Below are 18,767 nucleotides of genomic sequence, written 5' to 3' on the forward strand. Positions count from 1 at the left end.
TCGGGCGTGTCGCACTCTCGCTGACACAGATGTCCCTTGTTCGAACATCCCTGCTCTGGGAGGTGCGGGCCCTTCCGGAACCGCGGACCGGGGGCGAGAGGCCCACCGGGTGCCTGGCCGGTACCCCGCTGACACTTCCCGGAAGATTCCCGTACGTCCGCCCCTACACCTCTCGATGTAATGCGTGGGGCGACGAGTACTGTGGGACTCGCTTCCGGTCCCCCCGGCGGGAGGCGCGCAGCATCGGCACTCGACCGAGCAACTCGACCAGTCTGCCATACGGGGCACCGCGCTGGCCAATCGAAGCGGATGACTGTACCCCACGTCACCGAGGGCCACACCTGCCGCGCCTCAGGACGCTCCGGCCCCGGGGCTTTGGCCCCTTTCCTCCCGGGGTGCCGGTCCGCACTCCGGGAGGGTGAGTGTGCCCCCGCTGCTCAGATGACCCCCTGCGCCAGCATCGCGTCCGCGACGCGCTCGAAGCCCGCGATGTTCGCGCCCGTGACGTAGTCGCCGGGGGCGCCGTAGCGAGCGGCGGTTTCGTGGCAGATGGTGTGGATGTTGTTCATGATGGCGGTCAGTTCCTCCTCCACCCGCTCCGCGGTCCAGGACGTACGCGCGTGGTTCTGGGCCATCTCCAGGGCGCTGACGGCGACGCCGCCCGCGTTGGCCGCCTTGCCGGGGCCGAAGGCGACGCCGGAGCGCTGGAGGAGGTGGACGGCCCCGGGGGTGGTCGGCATGTTCGCGCCCTCCGAGACCGCCTTCACGCCGTTGCGCACGAGCGTCGCGGCGTCGGTCTCGTCCAGCTCGTTCTGCGTGGCCGACGGGAGGGCGATGTCGGCGGGGACCTCCCAGACCCGTCCGCCGGGCACGAAGCGGGCGGAGGAGCCCCGGCGCTCGGCGTAGGTGTCGACGCGGCCGCGCTCGACCTCCTTGACCTGCTTGAGCAGGTCCACGTCGATGCCCTTCTCGTCGACCACGTAGCCGGAGGAGTCCGAGCAGGTGACGGGGTTGGCGCCGAGGGCGGTCAGCTTCTCGATGGTGTAGATCGCCACGTTCCCGGAGCCGGACACGACCGCGGTCCGGCCCTCCAGGTCCTCGCCGCGCTCGCGCAGCATGGCCGCCGCGAAGAGGACGTTGCCGTAGCCGGTGGCCTCCGGGCGGATCAGCGAGCCGCCCCAGCCCGCGCCCTTGCCGGTGAGGACGCCGGCCTCCCAGCGGTTGGTGATCCGGCGGTACTGGCCGAACAGGTAGCCGATCTCGCGGCCGCCGACGCCGATGTCACCGGCCGGGACGTCCGTGTGCTCGCCGATGTGCCGGTACAGCTCCGTCATGAACGACTGGCAGAACCGCATGACCTCCGCGTCGCTGCGCCCGTGCGGGTCGAAGTCGCTGCCGCCCTTGCCGCCGCCGATGCCGAGTCCGGTCAGCGCGTTCTTGAAGATCTGCTCGAAGCCCAGGAACTTGATGACACCCAGGTTGACCGAGGGGTGGAAGCGCAGACCGCCCTTGTACGGGCCCAGCGCGCTGTTGAACTCGACGCGGAAGCCGCGGTTGACGTGGACGCGGCCCCGGTCGTCCTGCCACGGCACCCGGAAGATCACCTGCCGCTCGGGCTCGACCAGCCGCTCGACGAGGCCCGGCTCCGCGTACTCGGGGCGGGCCGCGAGTACCGGCGCGAGCGTCTCCAGCACCTCGTGGGCGGCCTGGAGGAACTCGGGCTGGGCGGGGTTGCGGTGTTCGATCTCGGTGAGCAGGTGGTCGAGCGTGCTCGTCGGTGCGGATCGCGTCGTCACGGAAGCCCTTTCTGGCACGGCGGACACCGGGGCCGGGCGGCAACGCCGGAGCCGGCGTTCCGGTCCCGTCCGGTGAGGGGCGCTCGGCGCCGTTGCCGCGCGCAGGGACACGTAAGTGTTACGCGCATGTAAACACCCTGGCCAGGGTGGCGTCTCGGGCGCGACCACTATGTGAGACGCCTGCCTCACATATCGGCTTCTCGGGATCATAAGGGGTGAAGGGAGCCCGACGTGATCGGCCCCACCGCCTCCCGCACCCGGTCACGCCCAGCCCCCGCTCCCGTCCCCGTCTCCCTCCCCGTTGAGCATCTCGGCGGTGAGGACGTTCCCCGCGACGCCCCAGCCGCCGTCGGTGACCTCGTCGACGAGAACGACGGTGGTGGGGCGGGCCCGTTCGCCGTAGATCTCCGCGTACAGGTCGGTGGTGCGTTCGACGATCTTCCGCTTGTCCTCGGCGGTGACGGTGCCCGCGGGGACCTTGAAGTGGGCGAAGGGCATCAGACCAGGCCCCCGTTGGCCCGCAGGACCTGTCCGTTCACCCAGTGGCCGGCGGGGCTGCCTAGGAAGGCGACCACGGCGGCGATGTCCTCCGGGGTCCCCAGCCGCTCCAGGGGCGGGGTCTTGGCGAGCTGCTCGATCTGCTCGTGGGTCTTGCCGGTGAGGAACAGGTCCGTGGCCGTGGGACCGGGGGCCACGGCGTTCACCGTGACGTCCCGGCCCCGCAGCTCGCGCGCCATGATCAGGACCATGGCCTCCACGGCGCCCTTGCTCGCCGTGTACGCCCCGTAGGTCGGGAACTGTGCGCCGACCACGGAGGTCGAGAAGCCCACGAAGGAACCGCCCGCCCGCAGCCGCCGGGCCGCCTGCTGGGCGACGACGAAGGCGCCGCGGATGTTGGTGCGGTGCATGGCGTCCAGGGCCGCCAGGTCGAGGTCGGCGATGGTCGACAGGGTCATCCGCCCCGCCGAGTTCACCACCACGTCGACACCGCCGTACTCCTCCTCCGCCCGGTCGAACAGTGCCGCGACCTCCTTCTCCTCCGCCACATCGGCCCGGACGGCGATCGCCCGCCCGCCTGCCTCGGTGATCGCCGTCACCGTCTCGTCGGCGGAGGCCGCGTCGCGGGCGTAGTTCACGACGACCGCGAGGCCGTCCTGGGCGAGCCGGAGCGAGACCGCCCGTCCGATGCCGCGTGATCCGCCGGTGACGACGGCGACCCGGGAGTCCGACGGCGGGGGTGCCGGGGTGTGCTGCTGCGTGTTCGTGGTCGTGTTCGTGGTCATGCCTCCACGATGCGCGGCGCGCGGCGGCGGAGCCAGGGGACGCCATCCCCTGGGTCACGGTCCCGGCCCGGCGCAGAATGGACGGCATGAGCGCTGTGAAGTACGCCGAGCTGGGAGCGTTCCTGCGGTCGCGGCGGGAACGCATCCGGCCGGCCGACGTCGGGTTCCCGGCCGGACCGCGGCGCCGGGTGCCGGGGCTGCGGCGAGAGGAGGTCGCCCAGCTCGCCGGGGCGTCGGTGGACTACTACAACGAGCTGGAGCGCGGCGCCGGGTCCCAGCCGTCCGAGCAGATGGTCGCCGCGCTGGCGCGGGCGCTGCGGCTCTCCGCCGACGAGCGCGACTACCTCTACCGGCTCGCCGACCGCCCGGTGCCCGTGCAGGGCGGCGTCGCCTCGCACGTGCATCCCGGCATGCTCGACCTGCTCGGCCGCATGCCCTCGACCCCCGCCCAGGTGATCACCGACCTGCACGTCACTCTGGTGCAGAATCCGCTGGCCGTGGCACTGGTCGGGGACCAGTCCGGTCTGACGGGACCCAGGGCCAGCTTCGTGCACCGGTGGTTCACCGAGCCCGAGGCGCGGCGCCTGCATCCCGAGGCCGACCACGAGGGCCAGTCCCGCGCCTTCGTCGCCGACCTGCGGGCCGCGGCGGCGAGGAGGGACGCGAAGGATCCGGAGGTCACCTCCATGATCCGTACGCTGCTCGGCGTCTCCCCCGAGTTCGCCGCGCTGTGGGCCGACCACGACGTGGCCTTCCGGCGGGACGACCGGAAACGGATCGTGCACCCCGCGCTCGGCGTCATCGAGGTCAACTGCCTCAACCTGTTCAGCGAGGACGGGCGCCAGCGGCTGCTGTGGTTCACCCCGGCCGTGGGGACGGAGAGCGCGGGGCTGCTGGAGCTGCTGGCGGTGGTGGGGACGCAGGAGGTCGTCAGCCCTGCGAGGCGTACGGGAGGAAGTGCGTCCAGGCGCTCGGGGTGAGGGCGAGGCGGGGGCCGGCGTCGTCGTGCTTGGAGTCACGGACGTGGACGGTGGCGGGGGTGGTCGCGATCTCGACGCAGGAGTTGCCGTCGTTTCCGCCGCTGTAAGTGCTCTTGAACCACGCCAGCTCGGAGGCGTCCCCGGCAGTGGTCTTGCGGATCATGTTTCTCCCAGCAGTTGCTCGATGAAAGCCAGTGACTCCCCCGGCGAGAGCGCTTGAGCCCGGATGGTGCCATACCGCAGCTCAAGGATGCGCAGGTGCCTGGGCTCGGTGATCGTTCGGCTATTGAAGGCACCATCGGAGCGCCCGACCGCCGTGCCGTCCGGGAACTTCAGCAGCTCGACCCGGCCGTCCAGGCCGGAATGGGTGTCACAACTCGTCGGCATGACCTGAAGCACGACGTTGTGCAACCGACCCACCTCCAGCAGGCGTTCAAGCTGCTCACGCCAGACCATTGTGCCGCCGATGGGTCGCCGCAGGGGACCTTCTTCCAGGACGAAACTCAACGCCGGGGCGGGCGAGCGATCGAAGACCGACTGGCGCGACAGCCGGGCGGCCACCATGCGCTCCACGTCGTCCGGCGAGTACGGCGGCTGCGCTGCGCCGATCACGGCACGTGCGTGCTCCCGTGTCTGCAGCAACCCGGGGATGATGTGGCATTCGTACAGCGCAATCTCGACCGCCTTCCCCTCCAGTGTCCCCAGCTCCCGCACCTTCTTCGGGTACCGAACCTTCTTCACGTCCTCCCAGGTCGCCGCGATCAGCCCGCCCGCGCCCAGCACCTCGTCGGCCCTGTCCAGGTACTCCTGCCGGGGAATCCGCTTACCCCCTTCGACCTTGTAGACGAGATCCTCGCCGTACCCGACCGCCACTCCGAAATCGGCGGCCCGCATCCCTACCGCCTCGCGGCGGAGCTTCAGCTGCCGTCCCACCGTGGCGATGACCGCGACGCCCCACTCGTCGTCAGGGTCCACCTCCCAGCCCGGCTCGTCCGTCCCGACCGTCATCCCGCGCCCCTTCGTCGTACTCCCGGCGTTGTCCCGACGCCCTACCCGGGAGCCCCTCCCGACAGCACGGACACCACCGGACAGCGACCGGACAGTAACCGTACGTACCCGCCAAGTCACTTCTCACGGTAGGTGTGCGACACCACGCTGAGTGACGTGAACCAGAAATCCGCCGAACCGGCGACGTCCGTCCGCAACTTCAGCGTGCAGCTCTCCTCCACGCCGCGCGGTGCCCGCCTCGCCCGCCTGCTGGCGACGGAACAGCTTCGCGCGTGGGGCCTCCCCCTGGACCCGGCACGCCAGCTCGTCGCCGAGCTGGCGAGCAACGCGGTGGCCCACGGACGCGTCCCCGGCCGCGACTTCCGGCTCGTGCTGTACGTCGTCGGCGACACCCTTCGTATCGAGGTCACCGACACCCGGGGGGAGCGTCTCCCCCACCCGCAGGCGCCCGCCGCCGACGTGGAATCGGGTCGTGGCCTGCTGCTCGTGGAAGCCCTCGCGGATCGCTGGGGAGTCACGGCAGGCCGTTTCCCGCGCAAGACCGTCTGGGCCGAACTGTGCTGCTCGGCACCGGCACCCGGGTTCTGATCATCCTGCCGCCGACTCGGGTGTACGGCCACGCACACCACCACGGGCACGGCCCTCACCTGCATTCCCACGCTCCGGTCGGCAGCGCACCGTCACAGGTCCGGACCAACCCCTTGCCCCCGCCCCTCCCCCGACGCAAGCTCCCCTTATGGAGCTGGAGTTGCGGCATCTCAGGACGGTCCGGGCCATCGCCGACGCCGGCAGCCTCACCAGGGCGGCGACGGCGCTCGGTCTCGCGCAGCCCGCGCTGAGCGCTCAGCTCAAGCGGATCGAACGGGCGCTGGGCGGCGCGCTGTTCGTGCGCGGCCGGCACGGCGTGCGGGCCACCGCGCTGGGCGAGCTGGTGCTGGAGCGCAGCCGGATCGTGCTGCCCGCGGTGACCGAGTTGCAGCAGGAGGCGGCGCGGTTCGCGCGGGCGCCGCGTACCGCGCGGCACCTGCGGCTGGGCGGCACGCACGGGCCCTTGCTGGGTGCCCTGGTGGACCGGCTCGCGGACGTGGCGCCGGACACCCGCATGACGACCTGCACCTCCTGGTCGGAACGGGCGCTGGCCGAACAGCTGGCCGAGGGGCGGCTGGACTTCGCCCTGGCCGGGACCTGCGGCTCCGCCTCCCCGCCCGGCGCCGATGGGCTGGTCTGGCGGGAGGTCGCCGTCGACCCGGTCTTCGTCATGGTGCCCGAGGGGCACGCGCTCGCCCACCGGCCCGAGGTCGACCTGACCGAGCTGGCGGGCGAGGAATGGGCCTGCGTGCCCGGCGACGGCTGCTTCGGCGACTGCTTCACGGCGTCCTGCACCCGCGCCGGGTTCACCCCGCGCCGCATGTACGAGACGGACACCGCGTCCCTCGTGCACCTGGTGCAGGTGGGGCGGGCGGTGGGCCTGTGCCGGGCGACCTTCCCGACCACGCCCGGCATCGTCACCCGTCCGCTCACCGGCACTCCGCTGGCCTGGCGGCACCTGCTCGGCTGGCACGCGGTGGCGCAGCGGCAGGACATCGCCGCCACCGTGCTGGCGCAGGCGCGCATGGCCCACGCGGGCGTGGCGGCGGGCAGCGACAGCTACACGCAGTGGATGGCGGCGAACCGGGTGCCCTGACCCGCAGACGCCTTCCAGGGACACCTACGCCTTCCATAACGCCGGGGAGAGGGCCGACCGACGGCTTATGACCACCGGTCGTCCCTCCCTACGGTTTCGGCACCTCCCCACCGAGACCGAGGAGATCCCCCATGCCCCACCGACACACCAGAACCGTGGGCGCCGCCGTCGCCGCGACGGCCGCCCTGCTCGTGGCCGGGCTCAGCGGCTCCGCGAGCGCCGGGACGGCCCCCGCCGACGCGGCGCCCACCGCGGCCGAGTCCCTGCGCACCGACACCGCACCGCCCGCGCTGCTCCGGGCCATGGAACGCGACCTCGGCCTCGACCGGCGGCAGGCGCAGCTCCGGCTCGCCAACGAGGCGGACGCGGGCGCCACCGCGGGGCGGCTCCGGGCCGCGCTCGGCGCCGACTTCGCGGGCGCGTGGGTGCGCGGCGCCGAGTCCGGCACGCTGACCGTGGCGACCACGGACGCGGGCGACGTGGCGGCGATCGAGGCCGAGGGCGCGGTGGCGGAGGTCGTACGGCACTCGCTCGCCGACCTGGACGCGGCCAAGGCCCGCGTCGACCGTGCCGTCACCGCCCGGGACAGCACCGCCGCGCCCGTGCGGTACGTCGACGTACGCGCCAACACGGTCACCGTGCGGGCCCCGCACCCCGCCGCGGCCCGCGCCCTGCTCGACGCGGCCGGGGTCGACGCCGGACCCGTCCGCGTCGAGAAGTCGGCCGAGCGGCCCCGCCCGCTGTACGACCTGCGCGGCGGCGAGGCGTACTACATCAACAACAGCGGACGCTGCTCGATCGGCTTCCCGGTCACCAAGGGCACCCAGCAGGGCTACGCCACCGCCGGTCACTGCGGACGGGCGGGCGCGAGCACCAGCGGCGCCAACCGGGTGGCCCAGGGCACCTTCCAGGGCTCGGTCTTCCCGGGCCGCGACATGGCGTGGGTGGCCACCAACTCCCAGTGGACGGCGACCCCGTACGTCAGCGGCGCGGGCGGGCAGAACGTGCAGGTCGCCGGGTCGACCCAGGCCCCGGTCGGCGCGTCCGTGTGCCGCTCCGGCTCCACCACCGGCTGGCACTGCGGCACCGTCCAGCAGCACAACACCAGCGTGACCTACCCGGAGGGCACCATCACGGGCGTCACCCGCACCACGGTGTGCGCCGAGCCCGGCGACTCGGGCGGCTCCTACATCTCCGGCAGCCAGGCGCAGGGCGTCACCTCGGGCGGCTCGGGCGACTGCCGCAGCGGCGGGACGACGTACTTCCAGCCGATCAACCCGCTGCTCCAGAACTACGGCCTCACCCTGAAGACGACCGGTGGCGGCGGCGAGGACCCGGGCGAGCCCGAGGAGCCCGGCGGCACCTGGGCGGCCGGCACCGTCTACCAGCCGGGCGACACGGTGACGTACGGCGGCGCCACCTACCGCTGCCTCCAGGGTCACCAGGCCCAGCGGGGCTGGGAGCCGTCGAACGTACCGGCGCTGTGGCAGCGGGTGTGAGCGGCTGAGGAACCCACGGGGGACGGCCCCCGGGCGCCGACCCGCGGGGGGCGTCGCCCGGGATGTCGGGGACGGGCCCGGGTGCGCAGTGGGAGAGCGCCCGGGCCCGGTCGCGTCCGTCCTGCGCCTCGGGCGAGGGGCGGCGGCGCGCGCCCACCGGTTCAGCCCCGCAGGAACGCCAGCACCGCCAGCACCCTGCGGTGCGTCCCGTCCGCCGGGGGCAGGTCGAGCTTGGTGAGGATGCTGCCGACGTGCTTGCCGACGGCCGCCTCGGAGACGACGAGTTCGCGGGCGATGGCCCCGTTGGACCTGCCCTCGGCGATCAGGGCCAGCACCTCCCGCTCACGCGGGCTGAGCCGCTCCAGGGGGTCCCGGCGGCGGCGCAGCAACTGGCGGACCACCTCGGGGTCGACGACCGTGCCGCCGGCCGCGACCTCGGCCAGCGCGTCGACGAACTCCTCGACCTGGCCGACGCGGTCCTTCAGCAGGTAGCCCACGCCCGTGCCGTCGCCGGAGTCGAGCAGTTCGGCGGCGTAGGCCCGTTGCACGTACTGGCTCAGGACGAGGACGGGCAGGGTGGGGCGCTTCTCGCGCAACCGCACCGCCGCGTGCAGGCCCTCGTCCTGGAAGGCGGGCGGCATCCGGACGTCCGTCACGACGATGTCCGGGGTGTGCTCCGCCACCGCCGCGACGAGTGCCTCCGCGTCGCCGACGGCCGCCACCACCTCGTGCCCGCAGCGGCCGAGCAGGCCGACCAGCCCGTCCCGCAGCAGCACGCTGTCCTCGGCCAGCACTACGCGAAGCGTTCGGTCCACTCGCACGGGATCTCCACACGCAACAGGGTCGGTCCGCCCGGCGGACTGGACAGGGCGAGTCTGCCATCCAGTACGGACACCCGGTCGGCGAGCCCGGTCAGTCCGCTGCCCGCCCCGGCCTCCGCGCCGCCCCGGCCGTCGTCGCGGACCGCCAGGAACAGCCGTCCGTCGCGGTGCCCGCCGGTCACCTCCGCCCGATCGGCACCACTGTGCCGGGCGACGTTGGCGAGGGCCTCGCAGACCACGAAGTAGGCGGCGGCCTCCACGGCCTGGGGCAGCCGGCCGGACAGTTCCAGGTGCACGTCCACGGGGACGGCGGACCGGTCGGCCGCGTCCTCGACGGCCGCCGCCAGGCCGTAGTCGGCGAGCACCTTGGGGTGGATGCCGTGGATCAGCTCCCGCAGTTCCCCGAGCGCCTTCCCCGCCTCCCCGTGGGCCTTGGCCAGTTGGTCGGCGAGCGGGCCGGGCGGCGCGTCCAGGCGGGCCAGGCCGAGGGCCATCGTCAGGGCGACCAGGCGCTGCTGGGCGCCGTCGTGCAGGTCGCGCTCGATCCGGCGGCGCTCGGCCTCGAAGGCGTCCACCAACCGCACGCGGGAGCGGGTCAGTTCCACGACCCGGTCGTCCGGGTCACCGCCGCGCGGGGTGCCCACGAGGACGCGGGCCAGCTCGGTCCGCGCGCCCGCCGCGAGCCCCAGCGCGTAGGCCCCGGCGGCGAGGAGCAGCAGCCCGAGCAGCGCCACGCCGAACGCGGTCGGCCAGGTGGTCACCGTCCACTGCTTGAGGACCTTCGCCTCCTCGCCGTCGCCCACGGTGGCCATCAGCAGCGGCGTGGCGACCGTGGAGAGCGGCAGGACCAGGGCGGCGGCGAGGACGAGGGCGTCCACCGGCCAGAGCAGGAAGGCGAACAGCAGCGCGTACCCGAGCTCCCGCCAGGTCGCCGGCTCCCGCAGCCGGGTGGTCAGCCAGGCCCACAGCCCCGCGGCGGCCGGCTGCCGGTGGCGGCCGGGTACGGGGTCGCGGTCGACGAGACGCAGACGGTGGCGCTCCAGGTGGGCGACGGGTATGCCCGCGAGGGCGATGAGGACCAGCAGCGGCAGACCCACCACGGCGACGGCGAGGACACCGCCGACGACGGCGGCGGTCACGACCCCCACCAGGGTCACGGCACCGGCCACCGCCCCGGTCACCAGGTAGGCGACCGCACGCCACGGCCAGGCCGACAGCAGGAAGCCGGGGCCCGGGCCGGACATGGCCTGCCACACGTTGCGAGGGTGCATGCGGATCACCGTAGGACGCCCGCGTACGACCGGGCCATCGGCCCAGGGGGCGTCCCGGGGGTATGGCCTGCCCTACCCCGTTTCTCGCCCCTGCCGCACTGCGCCGGGGTGCTCGCGGACGGTTTCGTGGAGTCACCAGCCGAGAGCCGACGAGTGGGGACAGATGAACAGGAACACGGCCCAGGCGGTCGACGCGGGCCATGACCGTGCGGTCGGCGCGAACCGTGGGGTCGACGCGGACCATGACCGTGCGGTCGGCGCGGTGGACGCGGTCCGGTTGTGCTCCGTGAGCAGACGGTACGGGTCGGGCGACAGCGTCGTCACGGCCCTCGACGAGGTCTCCCTCGCCTTCCCCCGGGGCACGTTCACCGCGGTCATGGGCCCCTCGGGCTCGGGCAAGTCGTCCCTCCTCCAGTGCGCCGCCGGTCTGGACCGGCCCACGTCGGGTGCGGTGGTCGTCGGCGGCACCGACCTGACCGGGCTGAGCGAGCGGCGGCTGACGCTGCTGCGCCGTGAGCGCATCGGGTTCGTGTTCCAGGCGTTCAACCTGCTGCCGTCGCTGACCGCCGCGCAGAACGTCGCGCTCCCGCTGCGCCTGGCCGGCCGCCGCCCCTCCCGGGCCCGGGTGCGCGAGGTCCTCGCCCAGGTCGGGCTCGCCGACCGGGCCCGGCACCGGCCCGCGGAGCTGTCCGGCGGCCAGCAGCAGCGCGTCGCGCTGGCCCGCGCGCTGATCACCCGCCCCGAGATCCTCTTCGGCGACGAGCCGACCGGAGCCCTGGACACACGGACCGGACGTGAGGTGCTGGCGCTGCTGCGCGGCATGGTCGACGACGCGGGCCGGACGGTCGTCATGGTCACCCACGACCCGGTCGCGGCCTCGTACGCCGACCGCGTGGTCTTCCTGGTCGACGGCCGGGTCCACGGCGAGCTGACCGCGGCGGGCGCCGACGCCATCGCCACCCGCATGACCCGCCTGGAGGCCACCCCGTGCTGACCGTCGCCCTGCGCACCCTGCGCTTCCGCTGGGCCGCCTTCACCGGCAGCTTCGTCGCGCTGTCGCTGGGCGTCGCCCTGCTCACCGTCATGGGGCTGGTCCTGGCCTCCTCGTCGGACGCCCCCGACCGCGCCCCGGAACGGTTCGCCGCCGCGCCGGTCGTGGTCCGGGGCCAGGACACCCTGACGGTGTCCACGCCGATCGGCGACCGTACGGCGGCGCTCACGCAGCCCCGTTCCGTGCCGGTTTCGGCCGTGGCCCGGCTGGAGCGGCTCGGCACCGTCGTCGAGGACCGCTCCTTCCCGGTACGGGCCGACGGCGGGCCCCGCTCCCTGGTGGGCCACCCGTGGTCCACGGCCCCGTTCGCTCCGTACGCGATCGACGCGGGCCGCGCGCCCCGGACGGCCGACGAGGTCGTCGTCACCGGCGGCTGGGCGGCGCCGGGCGACCGCGTCAGGACCGACCGCGGCACCGTGCGGGTCGTGGGCACCGTCCCCGACCTCGGGTTCGAGGACGCCGTCTTCTTCACCGACCCGCGTGCCGCCCGGCTGTCCCCCGTCAGCCTCCAGCTCGTGGTGGACGCGGACCCGTCCGCCGTACGGGACGCGGTGCGGGGCAGCGCCGGTGTCCAGGTGCTCACCGGGGACGACCGCCGGTACGCCGATGCCGACCCCGGCCGGGACGGCGAGGCACTGACCGCGATGAACGCCCTGTTCGGCACGGCCGGCGGCGTCACCGCGTTCGTCTCGGTGTTCGTCGTGGCGTCCACGTTCGCCTTCACGGTCGCCCAGCGGCGACGCGAGTTCGGGCTGCTGCGCACGGCGGGCGCGACGCCGGGCCAGATCCGGCGGACGGTGTTCGCCGAGGCCCTGCTGGTCGGCGTACCGGCCTCGGCCGCGGGGTGCGCACTCGGCGGGTACGGCGCGCCGCTGCTCGCCGGGTGGGTGGTCGACGCCGACCTGGCACCGGCCTGGTTCACCCTCGGCGACCACACCTGGCCGTTCCACATGGCCTTCTGGACCGGACTCCTCGTCGCCCTGTGCGGAGTGGTCGCGGCGTCCTGGCGGGCGGGCCGGACCGGCCCCACCGAGGCGCTGCGCGAGGCCGCCGTGGACGCCGGGGCGATGACCCGGGGCCGGTGGCTGTGCGGCCTCGCGCTGCTGCTGACGGCCCTGGTGACGCTCGGCATCGCCCTCGCGGGCGACCCCGGCGACCTGCTGCACCGCAAGACGTACATCCTCCGCCCGATGCTGCTGATCACCGCGGCGGCGCTGCTCGCGCCGGTCGTGGTGCGTCCGCTGGCCCGGCTCCTGGCGTGGCTGCCCGCCCGCCTGCCGGGCGCCACGGGCATGCTGGTCCGCGAGAACGCGGCCGCCGGTGTGCGCCGTACCGCGGCCGTGGCGGCACCCGTGCTGGTGACGGTCGCTCTCGCGGGTTCCCTGCTCGGCGCCACCGCGACGCTGAACGAGGCGCGGGCCACCGAGACGCGCGAGCGGACCGCCGCCGCCTTCGTGGTCACCGCGCCGGCCGGCACGGGCTTCGACGAACGGACCGTGCGGCGGCTGCGCGCCGTGCCCGGGGCCACCGTCTCGCCGACCTCGTCGGGGGCGGTCTACGTCCTGGAGGAGGGCGTCGCGCTCGTCCGGTCCGAGGCGCGCGCCGTCGTGGGGCCCGCGGCCCTCGCCGCGACCACCCGGCTGCCGCTCGCCGCGGGGAACCCGGCCGACCTCGACGACGGCTCCCTCATCGTCAACGAGGAGTGGGAACGGCACTCCGTGGGCGAAAGCGTGCGGGTGTGGCTGGGGAACGGCACCGAGAAGACCCTGCGCATCGCCGCCGTGATGCACACCGGCACCGGCGGCAACGGCGTCTGGGTCACGCCCGCCAACGCCCCCGGCGCCCTCGTCGACCGGGTGGACGTGGCCCTGGCCGACGGCGCCGACACCGGGGCGGTGGCCGCCGGGCTGCGCGAGGCGGTGCGCTCGGCCGGCGGGCAGGTGTACGACACGGACGAGTGGGTCGCGGCCACCTACCCGGAGACCAACCGCCCGACCCGGCTCGGCCTGCTGCTGGTCCTCGGCATCGCCCTGCTCTACACCGGCATCTCGCTGGTCAACACGATGGTGATGGCCACCTCCCACCGGGTCCGCGATCTGGCGGCGCTGCGGCTGACCGGGGCCACGCGGGGACAGGTACTGCGCCTGGTGGGGGCCGAGTCGCTGGTGGTCGTCGCGGTCGGCGCGGTCCTCGGGCTGGTCGTCGCCGGGCTCAACCTGGCCGGGATGTGGGCGGCGCTGGGCCTGCTGGCGGTACGTCCCACGCCGGCGGTCCCGTGGACGGCCCTCGGCGCGGCTGTCGCCGCCTGCGCGGTGCTCGCGGTGCTCGCCTCGGTCATCCCCTCGGCCCTGGCCCTGCGACGCGCCGCGGTCCACCTCGCGGGCACCCGCCCGTGACCACCACGGCGCCCTCCCTCACCCCTCCGCGGGCCCGAACACCTCCGCCACCGACCCAGCCGTGATCGCCCGCGAGAACCAGACCCCCAGCACATCAAGATCCGCACACCCCACGATGCGCTCCCGATCACCACCCGACACCGCCACACCCCGCCGCTCCAACAGAAGCAGAATGTCCTCGGCACGCCCCTCGGCACGCCCCTCGGCGCGCCCCTCGGCACGCAGGCTCTGCGCGGTCTCCGACTGGAAGAACGAAAGGTCGGCGGCCATGATCTGCCTCCAGAAGTCTGCGGCCGGCGTCTTGCCGAGTCCTTGTTCCGTGAGTTCGATGTAGATGCTTGCCGTGCTCTCGTCCTCGGCCGACAGGCCTTTCAACGCCGAGGCCAGCGCCTTCAGTATCGCATCGGCGCCCGGATCCCGACGGTGCAGCGCCGCGGAGAGCACGGTCAGCGGGATGTCCCGCGCCGCTTCGTCGGGGCTGTCGATCACCGGCACGTGGTCGGGCCCTAGGACCAACGGGCGCACGGTGAGCGAAGGCCACTGCGGAGGCCCGAGGTCCACCTGCCGGGCGGCCCAGGAGGCGGTGCGCCGATCGGCGCAGACGACCAGCAGGACCGGCGGCAACCCGTACTTGGCGTAGAGGTGCGCCAGATAGTAGGCCCAGCTGCCCGGACGGCCCGGGCGAAGAGCGCCGGATCCTCCTGGAAGATCCGGTGCAGCGCCTCATGAGATGAACTGACCATGCACCGAACGTAGAAGAAGGACGGACCTTGCCAGGCACATATGCCAGCAATGCAGCCGATCCGGTGACGGACCGGGTGCCGGGTTGACGTTCACGCCCCGCGCACCGCCCCCAGCCCCCGCCACCCCGAGCCCCCACCGCCCATGCGAGAGGGCCCGCACGACCGAAGTCGTGCGGGCCCTCTCTCAGGCATCAGCCCATGTCAGGTCAGAGACCGACAAGCAAGCGGAGCTTACTTGTTGATCTTGGTGACCTGGCCGGCGCCCACGGTCCGGCCACCCTCGCGGATGGCGAACTTCAGGCCCTCTTCCATGGCGACGGGCTGGATGAGCTCCACCTTCATCTCGGTGTTGTCACCCGGCATGACCATCTCGGTGCCCTCGGGGAGGGTCACGACGCCGGTCACGTCCGTCGTACGGAAGTAGAACTGCGGACGGTAGTTGTTGAAGAAGGGGGTGTGACGGCCACCCTCGTCCTTCGACAGGATGTAGGCCTGGGCCTCGAACTCGGTGTGCGGGGTGACCGAGCCCGGCTTGATGATGACCTGGCCGCGCTCGACGTCCTCGCGCTTGATGCCACGGAGGAGCAGACCGACGTTCTCACCGGCCTGGCCCTCGTCGAGCAGCTTGCGGAACATCTCGATGCCGGTGACCGTGGTGGTGGTCTTCTCGGTCTTGATGCCGATGATGTCGACGGTCTCGTTGACCTTGAGGACACCACGCTCGATGCGGCCGGTGACGACCGTACCGCGACCGGTGATGGTGAAGACGTCCTCGATCGGCATCAGGAACGGCTTGTCGACGTCGCGCTCGGGCTCCGGGATGGACTCGTCCACGGCCTTCATGAGCTCGAGGACCGAGTTGCCCCACTCCTTGTCGCCCTCGAGGGCCTTCAGAGCGGAGACCTTGACGACCGGAAGCTCGTCGCCCGGGAACTCGTACTCGGAGAGGAGCTCGCGCACCTCGAGCTCGACGAGCTCCAGGATCTCCTCGTCGTCCACCATGTCGGCCTTGTTCAGGGCGACGACGATGTACGGAACGCCGACCTGGCGGGCCAGGAGCACGTGCTCCTTGGTCTGCGGCATCGGGCCGTCGGTGGCGGCGACCACGAGGATGGCGCCGTCCATCTGCGCCGCACCCGTGATCATGTTCTTGATGTAGTCCGCGTGACCGGGGCAGTCGACGTGGGCGTAGTGACGGGTCTCCGTCTGGTACTCGACGTGCGCGATGGAGATGGTGATACCGCGCTGGCGCTCCTCGGGAGCCTTGTCGATCTGGTCGAAGGCCGAGGCCTCGTTCAGGTCCGGGTACGCGTCGTGCAGCACCTTGGTAATGGCGGCCGTGAGGGTCGTCTTACCGTGGTCGATGTGACCGATGGTGCCGATGTTGACGTGCGGCTTAGTCCGCTCGAACTTCGCCTTCGCCACGGGGGTCCTCCTGAGAGTGGTTCTGGTACGCCTTACTCATCGGCGCCAGGTGATCTTTGCTGGGAAACCCGGACCCGGGTCATTCCGTCGGGTTGGCGACGGAATGACCCTTGCAGGCTCCGGGGTCAAGCCTAAAGCGTGTGAACGGGGTCCGTTGAACGGAGTAGCCCGTTACTCGCCCTTGGCCTTCGCGATGATCTCCTCGGCGACGTTCCGGGGAACCTCGGCGTAGGAGTCGAACTGCATCGAGTAGCTTGCGCGACCCGACGTCTTGCTGCGGAGGTCTCCGACGTAGCCGAACATCTCCGACAGCGGTACAAGGCCCTTCACGACGCGGGCACCCATCCGCTCCTCCATGGCCTGGATCTGGCCACGGCGGGAGTTGATGTCGCCGATGACCTCACCCATGTAGTCCTCGGGCGTGGTGACCTCGACGGCCATCATCGGCTCCAGGAGCACGGGCGAAGCCTTGCGCGCGGCCTCCTTGAAGGCCTGCGAACCGGCGATCTTGAAGGCGAGCTCGGAGGAGTCGACCTCGTGGTAGCCACCGTCGATGAGCGTGACGCGGACGCCCGTCATCTCGTAGCCGGCCAGGATGCCGAACTGCATGGCCTCCTGAGCACCCGCGTCCACCGAAGGGATGTACTCCTTCGGGATGCGGCCACCGGTCACCTTGTTCACGAACTCGTACGAGGCGTCGCCGCCCTCGATCGGCTCGATCGCGATCTGCACCTTGGCGAACTGACCGGTACCACCGGTCTGCTTCTTGTGGGTGTAGTCCACGCGCTCGACGGTCTTGCGGATCGTCTCACGGTACGCGACCTGCGGCTTGCCGACGTTGGCCTCGACCTTGAACTCACGGCGCATGCGGTCGACCAGCACCTCGAGGTGCAGCTCGCCCATACCACCGATGATGGTCTGGCCCGTCTCCTCGTCCGAGTGGACCTGGAACGACGGGTCCTCCTCGGCGAGGCGCTGGATCGCGACGCCCAGCTTCTCCTGGTCGCCCTTCGACTTGGGCTCGATGGCGACCTGGATGACCGGCGCCGGGAAGTCCATGGACTCCAGGATCACCGGGTTCTTGTCGTCGGACAGCGTCTCACCGGTGGTGGTCTGCTTCAGGCCCATGACGGCGACGATGTCGCCGGCGCCCACCGACTCGATCTCCTCACGCTTGTTGGCGTGCATGCGGTAGATCTTGCCGATGCGCTCCTTCTTGCCCTTGACGGAGTTCAGCACCGCGGTGCCGGACTCCAGGCGGCCCGAGTAGACCCGGACGAAGGTGAGCTTGCCGAGGTGCGGGTCGCTCATGATCTTGAACGCGAGCGCGGCCAGCGGCTCGTCCTCGGACGGCTTGCGCTTGACGACGACCTCGGGGTCCTTGACGTCGTGGCCCTCGATGGCCTCGACGTCGAGCGGGGTCGGCAGGTAGCGCACGACCGCGTCGAGCAGGGGCTGCACGCCCTTGTTCTTGAACGCGGTGCCGCAGAACACCGGGGTGACCGTGGTGTCGCTGGACTTGCCGGACGCGATGGTGACACGACGGATCGCGGCGTACAGCTGCTCCTCGGTGGGCTCCTGGCCCTCGAGGAACATCTCCATGATCTCTTCGTCGTTCTCCGCGACGGCCTCGACCAGCTTGCCGCGCCACTCCTCGGCGGCCTCGGTGTGCGTGGCCGGGATGTCGACGGTGTCGTACATCTCGCCCTTGGCCGCCTCGGCGGACCACACGAGCGCCTTCATGCGGACCAGGTCCACGACGCCCTTGAAGTCGGCCTCGGCACCGATCGGGAGCTGCATGACGAGCGGCTGGGCGCCCAGGCGGTCCGAGATCATCTCCACGCAGCGGTGGAACTCGGCGCCGGTGCGGTCCAGCTTGTTCACGAAGCAGATGCGCGGCACGCCGTAGCGGTCGGCCTGACGCCACACCGTCTCGGACTGCGGCTCGACACCGGCGACACCGTCGAACACGGTCACGGCACCGTCGAGCACACGCAGGGAACGCTCCACCTCGACGGTGAAGTCGACGTGCCCCGGGGTGTCGATGATGTTGATCGTGTAGTCGTTGTCCTCGAGCGGCCAGTGACAGGTGGTCGCAGCAGACGTGATCGTGATGCCACGCTCCTGCTCCTGCTCCATCCAGTCCATCGTGGCGGCGCCGTCGTGGACCTCACCGATCTTGTACGACACACCGGTGTAGAACAGGATCCGCTCGGTGGTGGTCGTCTTGCCCGCGTCGATGTGGGCCATGATCCCGATGTTGCGGACCTTGGCCAGGTCAAGTGAAGTGGTAGCCATAAGGCTTCAGTCTTCTCTCGGTCTCGATGTGGGTAGCGACTACCAGCGGTAGTGCGCGAAGGCCTTGTTGGACTCGGCCATCTTGTGCGTGTCCTCGCGCTTCTTCACAGCGGCACCCAGGCCGTTGGAGGCGTCGAGGAGCTCGTTCAGCAGACGCTCGGTCATGGTCTTCTCGCGACGGGCGCGGGAGTAACCGACCAGCCAGCGCAGGGCGAGCGTGTTCGCACGGCCCGGCTTGACCTCGATCGGGACCTGGTAGGTCGCACCACCGACACGGCGGGACTTGACCTCGAGGGTCGGCTTGATGTTCTCGAGAGCGCGCTTCAGCGTGATGACCGGGTCGTTGCCGGTCTTCTCGCGCAGGCCCTCCATGGCGCCGTAGACGATGCGCTCGGCGGTGGAGCGCTTGCCGTTCAGCAGCACCTTGTTGATCAGGGAGGTCACCAGAGGAGAACCGTAGACCGGGTCGATGATGACCGGGCGCTTCGGGGCGGGGCCCTTACGAGGCATTC

The 18,767-nt window shown here is 72.0% G+C and carries 17 protein-coding genes; 6 read left to right on the top strand and 11 right to left on the bottom strand.

From position 1 onward, the window contains the following. Positions 1-437: 437 nt before the first annotated feature. The 3 genes from gdhA to ACZ6EG_RS14710 form a co-directional block, all read right to left on the bottom strand. Entirely contained in the window at positions 438-1,796 is a 1,359-nt protein-coding gene (gene gdhA, locus ACZ6EG_RS14700) for an NADP-specific glutamate dehydrogenase (RefSeq protein WP_469604611.1), read from the bottom strand. Between the two features lie 261 nt (positions 1,797-2,057). After that, complete coding sequence (locus ACZ6EG_RS14705; protein ID WP_469604614.1) at positions 2,058-2,294, bottom strand: 4-oxalocrotonate tautomerase family protein; 237 nt, start codon at positions 2,292-2,294, stop codon at positions 2,058-2,060. Continuing rightward, positions 2,294-3,079 carry an SDR family oxidoreductase gene (locus ACZ6EG_RS14710; RefSeq protein ID WP_469604617.1) on the bottom strand — a complete coding sequence of 262 codons (786 nt, stop codon included), beginning with the start codon at positions 3,077-3,079 and terminating at the stop codon, positions 2,294-2,296. Before ACZ6EG_RS14710 ends, ACZ6EG_RS14705 begins: the two co-directional genes overlap by 1 nt. Before the next feature lie 77 nt (positions 3,080-3,156). On the opposite strand from ACZ6EG_RS14710, the gene ACZ6EG_RS14715 reads away from it, so the two are divergent. Continuing rightward, positions 3,157-4,059: a helix-turn-helix transcriptional regulator gene (locus ACZ6EG_RS14715; protein WP_469604619.1), complete on the top strand. Its 903-nt coding sequence runs from the start codon at positions 3,157-3,159 to the stop codon at positions 4,057-4,059. Here the strand turns inward: ACZ6EG_RS14715 and ACZ6EG_RS14720 are convergent. Both ACZ6EG_RS14720 and ACZ6EG_RS14725 read right to left on the bottom strand, forming a co-directional pair. Then, positions 4,010-4,222, bottom strand: a complete 213-nt coding sequence (locus ACZ6EG_RS14720; RefSeq protein ID WP_469604622.1) for a DUF397 domain-containing protein — start codon at positions 4,220-4,222, stop codon at positions 4,010-4,012. The genes ACZ6EG_RS14715 and ACZ6EG_RS14720 overlap by 50 nt on opposite strands. Then, entirely contained in the window at positions 4,219-5,067 is an 849-nt protein-coding gene (locus tag ACZ6EG_RS14725; protein WP_469604625.1) for a helix-turn-helix domain-containing protein, read from the bottom strand. Before ACZ6EG_RS14725 ends, ACZ6EG_RS14720 begins: the two co-directional genes overlap by 4 nt. A 156-nt stretch (positions 5,068-5,223) precedes the next feature. On the opposite strand from ACZ6EG_RS14725, the gene ACZ6EG_RS14730 reads away from it, so the two are divergent. The 3 genes from ACZ6EG_RS14730 to ACZ6EG_RS14740 all read left to right on the top strand — a co-directional run bounded on the left by ACZ6EG_RS14730 (position 5,224) and on the right by ACZ6EG_RS14740 (position 8,250). Next, a complete protein-coding gene (locus tag ACZ6EG_RS14730; RefSeq protein ID WP_469604628.1) occupies positions 5,224-5,655 on the top strand; it encodes an ATP-binding protein in 432 nt (143 codons plus the stop codon). A gap of 148 nt (positions 5,656-5,803) precedes the next feature. After that, positions 5,804-6,751, top strand: coding sequence for a LysR family transcriptional regulator (locus tag ACZ6EG_RS14735; RefSeq protein ID WP_391969959.1), 948 nt, complete (start codon positions 5,804-5,806; stop codon positions 6,749-6,751). Positions 6,752-6,882: 131 nt separating this feature from the next. Beyond that, positions 6,883-8,250: a carbohydrate-binding protein gene (locus tag ACZ6EG_RS14740; RefSeq protein WP_391969960.1), complete on the top strand. Its 1,368-nt coding sequence runs from the start codon at positions 6,883-6,885 to the stop codon at positions 8,248-8,250. A 161-nt stretch (positions 8,251-8,411) separates the two neighbouring features. Here ACZ6EG_RS14740 and ACZ6EG_RS14745 read toward each other — a convergent pair whose 3' ends face one another. After that, entirely contained in the window at positions 8,412-9,044 is a 633-nt protein-coding gene (locus ACZ6EG_RS14745; protein ID WP_391970128.1) for a response regulator, read from the bottom strand. Continuing rightward, on the bottom strand, positions 9,044-10,342 hold the full coding sequence (locus ACZ6EG_RS14750; protein WP_469604632.1) for a sensor histidine kinase: 1,299 nt from the start codon (positions 10,340-10,342) through the stop codon (positions 9,044-9,046). Before ACZ6EG_RS14750 ends, ACZ6EG_RS14745 begins: the two co-directional genes overlap by 1 nt. A 163-nt stretch (positions 10,343-10,505) precedes the next feature. On the opposite strand from ACZ6EG_RS14750, the gene ACZ6EG_RS14755 reads away from it, so the two are divergent. Together ACZ6EG_RS14755 and ACZ6EG_RS14760 are read left to right on the top strand one after the other, a co-directional pair. Beyond that, the gene (locus ACZ6EG_RS14755; protein ID WP_469604635.1) at positions 10,506-11,336 is read left to right on the top strand and encodes an ABC transporter ATP-binding protein; all 831 of its coding nucleotides are present in this window, start codon (positions 10,506-10,508) and stop codon (positions 11,334-11,336) included. Next, positions 11,330-13,789, top strand: a complete 2,460-nt coding sequence (locus ACZ6EG_RS14760) for an FtsX-like permease family protein (RefSeq protein ID WP_469604638.1) — start codon at positions 11,330-11,332, stop codon at positions 13,787-13,789. The genes ACZ6EG_RS14755 and ACZ6EG_RS14760 overlap by 7 nt, the downstream gene beginning before the upstream one ends. 18 nt (positions 13,790-13,807) lie before the next feature. On the opposite strand, the gene ACZ6EG_RS14765 is transcribed toward ACZ6EG_RS14760, so the two are convergent. The 4 genes from ACZ6EG_RS14765 to rpsG all read right to left on the bottom strand — a co-directional run bounded on the left by ACZ6EG_RS14765 (position 13,808) and on the right by rpsG (position 18,765). Beyond that, on the bottom strand, positions 13,808-14,278 hold the full coding sequence (locus ACZ6EG_RS14765) for a hypothetical protein (protein ID WP_469604641.1): 471 nt from the start codon (positions 14,276-14,278) through the stop codon (positions 13,808-13,810). Positions 14,279-14,763: 485 nt separating this feature from the next. Continuing rightward, positions 14,764-15,957 (bottom strand): elongation factor Tu, encoded by a 1,194-nt coding sequence (gene tuf / locus ACZ6EG_RS14770; protein WP_053135585.1) that lies wholly within the window; start codon positions 15,955-15,957, stop codon positions 14,764-14,766. 171 nt (positions 15,958-16,128) lie between these two features. Then, the gene (fusA, locus tag ACZ6EG_RS14775) at positions 16,129-18,255 is read right to left on the bottom strand and encodes an elongation factor G (RefSeq protein ID WP_356601724.1); all 2,127 of its coding nucleotides are present in this window, start codon (positions 18,253-18,255) and stop codon (positions 16,129-16,131) included. Between the two features lie 39 nt (positions 18,256-18,294). Then, a complete protein-coding gene (gene rpsG / locus ACZ6EG_RS14780; protein WP_003974303.1) occupies positions 18,295-18,765 on the bottom strand; it encodes a 30S ribosomal protein S7 in 471 nt (156 codons plus the stop codon). Between the last annotated feature and the right edge of the window lie 2 nt (positions 18,766-18,767).

Source organism: Streptomyces sp. NPDC041968 (assembly GCF_055589025.1).

Bases quoted from the DNA above. Each gene is read 5' to 3' on its own strand.
- ACZ6EG_RS14705 (WP_469604614.1), bottom strand. From the start codon at position 2,294: ATGCCCTTCGCCCACTTCAAGGTCCCCGCGGGCACCGTCACCGCCGAG.
- ACZ6EG_RS14710 (WP_469604617.1), bottom strand. From the start codon at position 3,079: ATGACCACGAACACGACCACGAACACGCAGCAGCACACCCCGGCACCC.
- ACZ6EG_RS14715 (WP_469604619.1), top strand. From the start codon at position 3,157: ATGGACGGCATGAGCGCTGTGAAGTACGCCGAGCTGGGAGCGTTCCTG.
- ACZ6EG_RS14720 (WP_469604622.1), bottom strand. From the start codon at position 4,222: ATGATCCGCAAGACCACTGCCGGGGACGCCTCCGAGCTGGCGTGGTTC.
- ACZ6EG_RS14725 (WP_469604625.1), bottom strand. From the start codon at position 5,067: ATGACGGTCGGGACGGACGAGCCGGGCTGGGAGGTGGACCCTGACGAC.
- ACZ6EG_RS14735 (WP_391969959.1), top strand. From the start codon at position 5,804: ATGGAGCTGGAGTTGCGGCATCTCAGGACGGTCCGGGCCATCGCCGAC.
- ACZ6EG_RS14740 (WP_391969960.1), top strand. From the start codon at position 6,883: ATGCCCCACCGACACACCAGAACCGTGGGCGCCGCCGTCGCCGCGACG.
- ACZ6EG_RS14750 (WP_469604632.1), bottom strand. From the start codon at position 10,342: ATGCACCCTCGCAACGTGTGGCAGGCCATGTCCGGCCCGGGCCCCGGC.
- ACZ6EG_RS14755 (WP_469604635.1), top strand. From the start codon at position 10,506: ATGAACAGGAACACGGCCCAGGCGGTCGACGCGGGCCATGACCGTGCG.
- fusA (WP_356601724.1), bottom strand. From the start codon at position 18,255: ATGGCTACCACTTCACTTGACCTGGCCAAGGTCCGCAACATCGGGATC.
- rpsG (WP_003974303.1), bottom strand. From the start codon at position 18,765: ATGCCTCGTAAGGGCCCCGCCCCGAAGCGCCCGGTCATCATCGACCCG.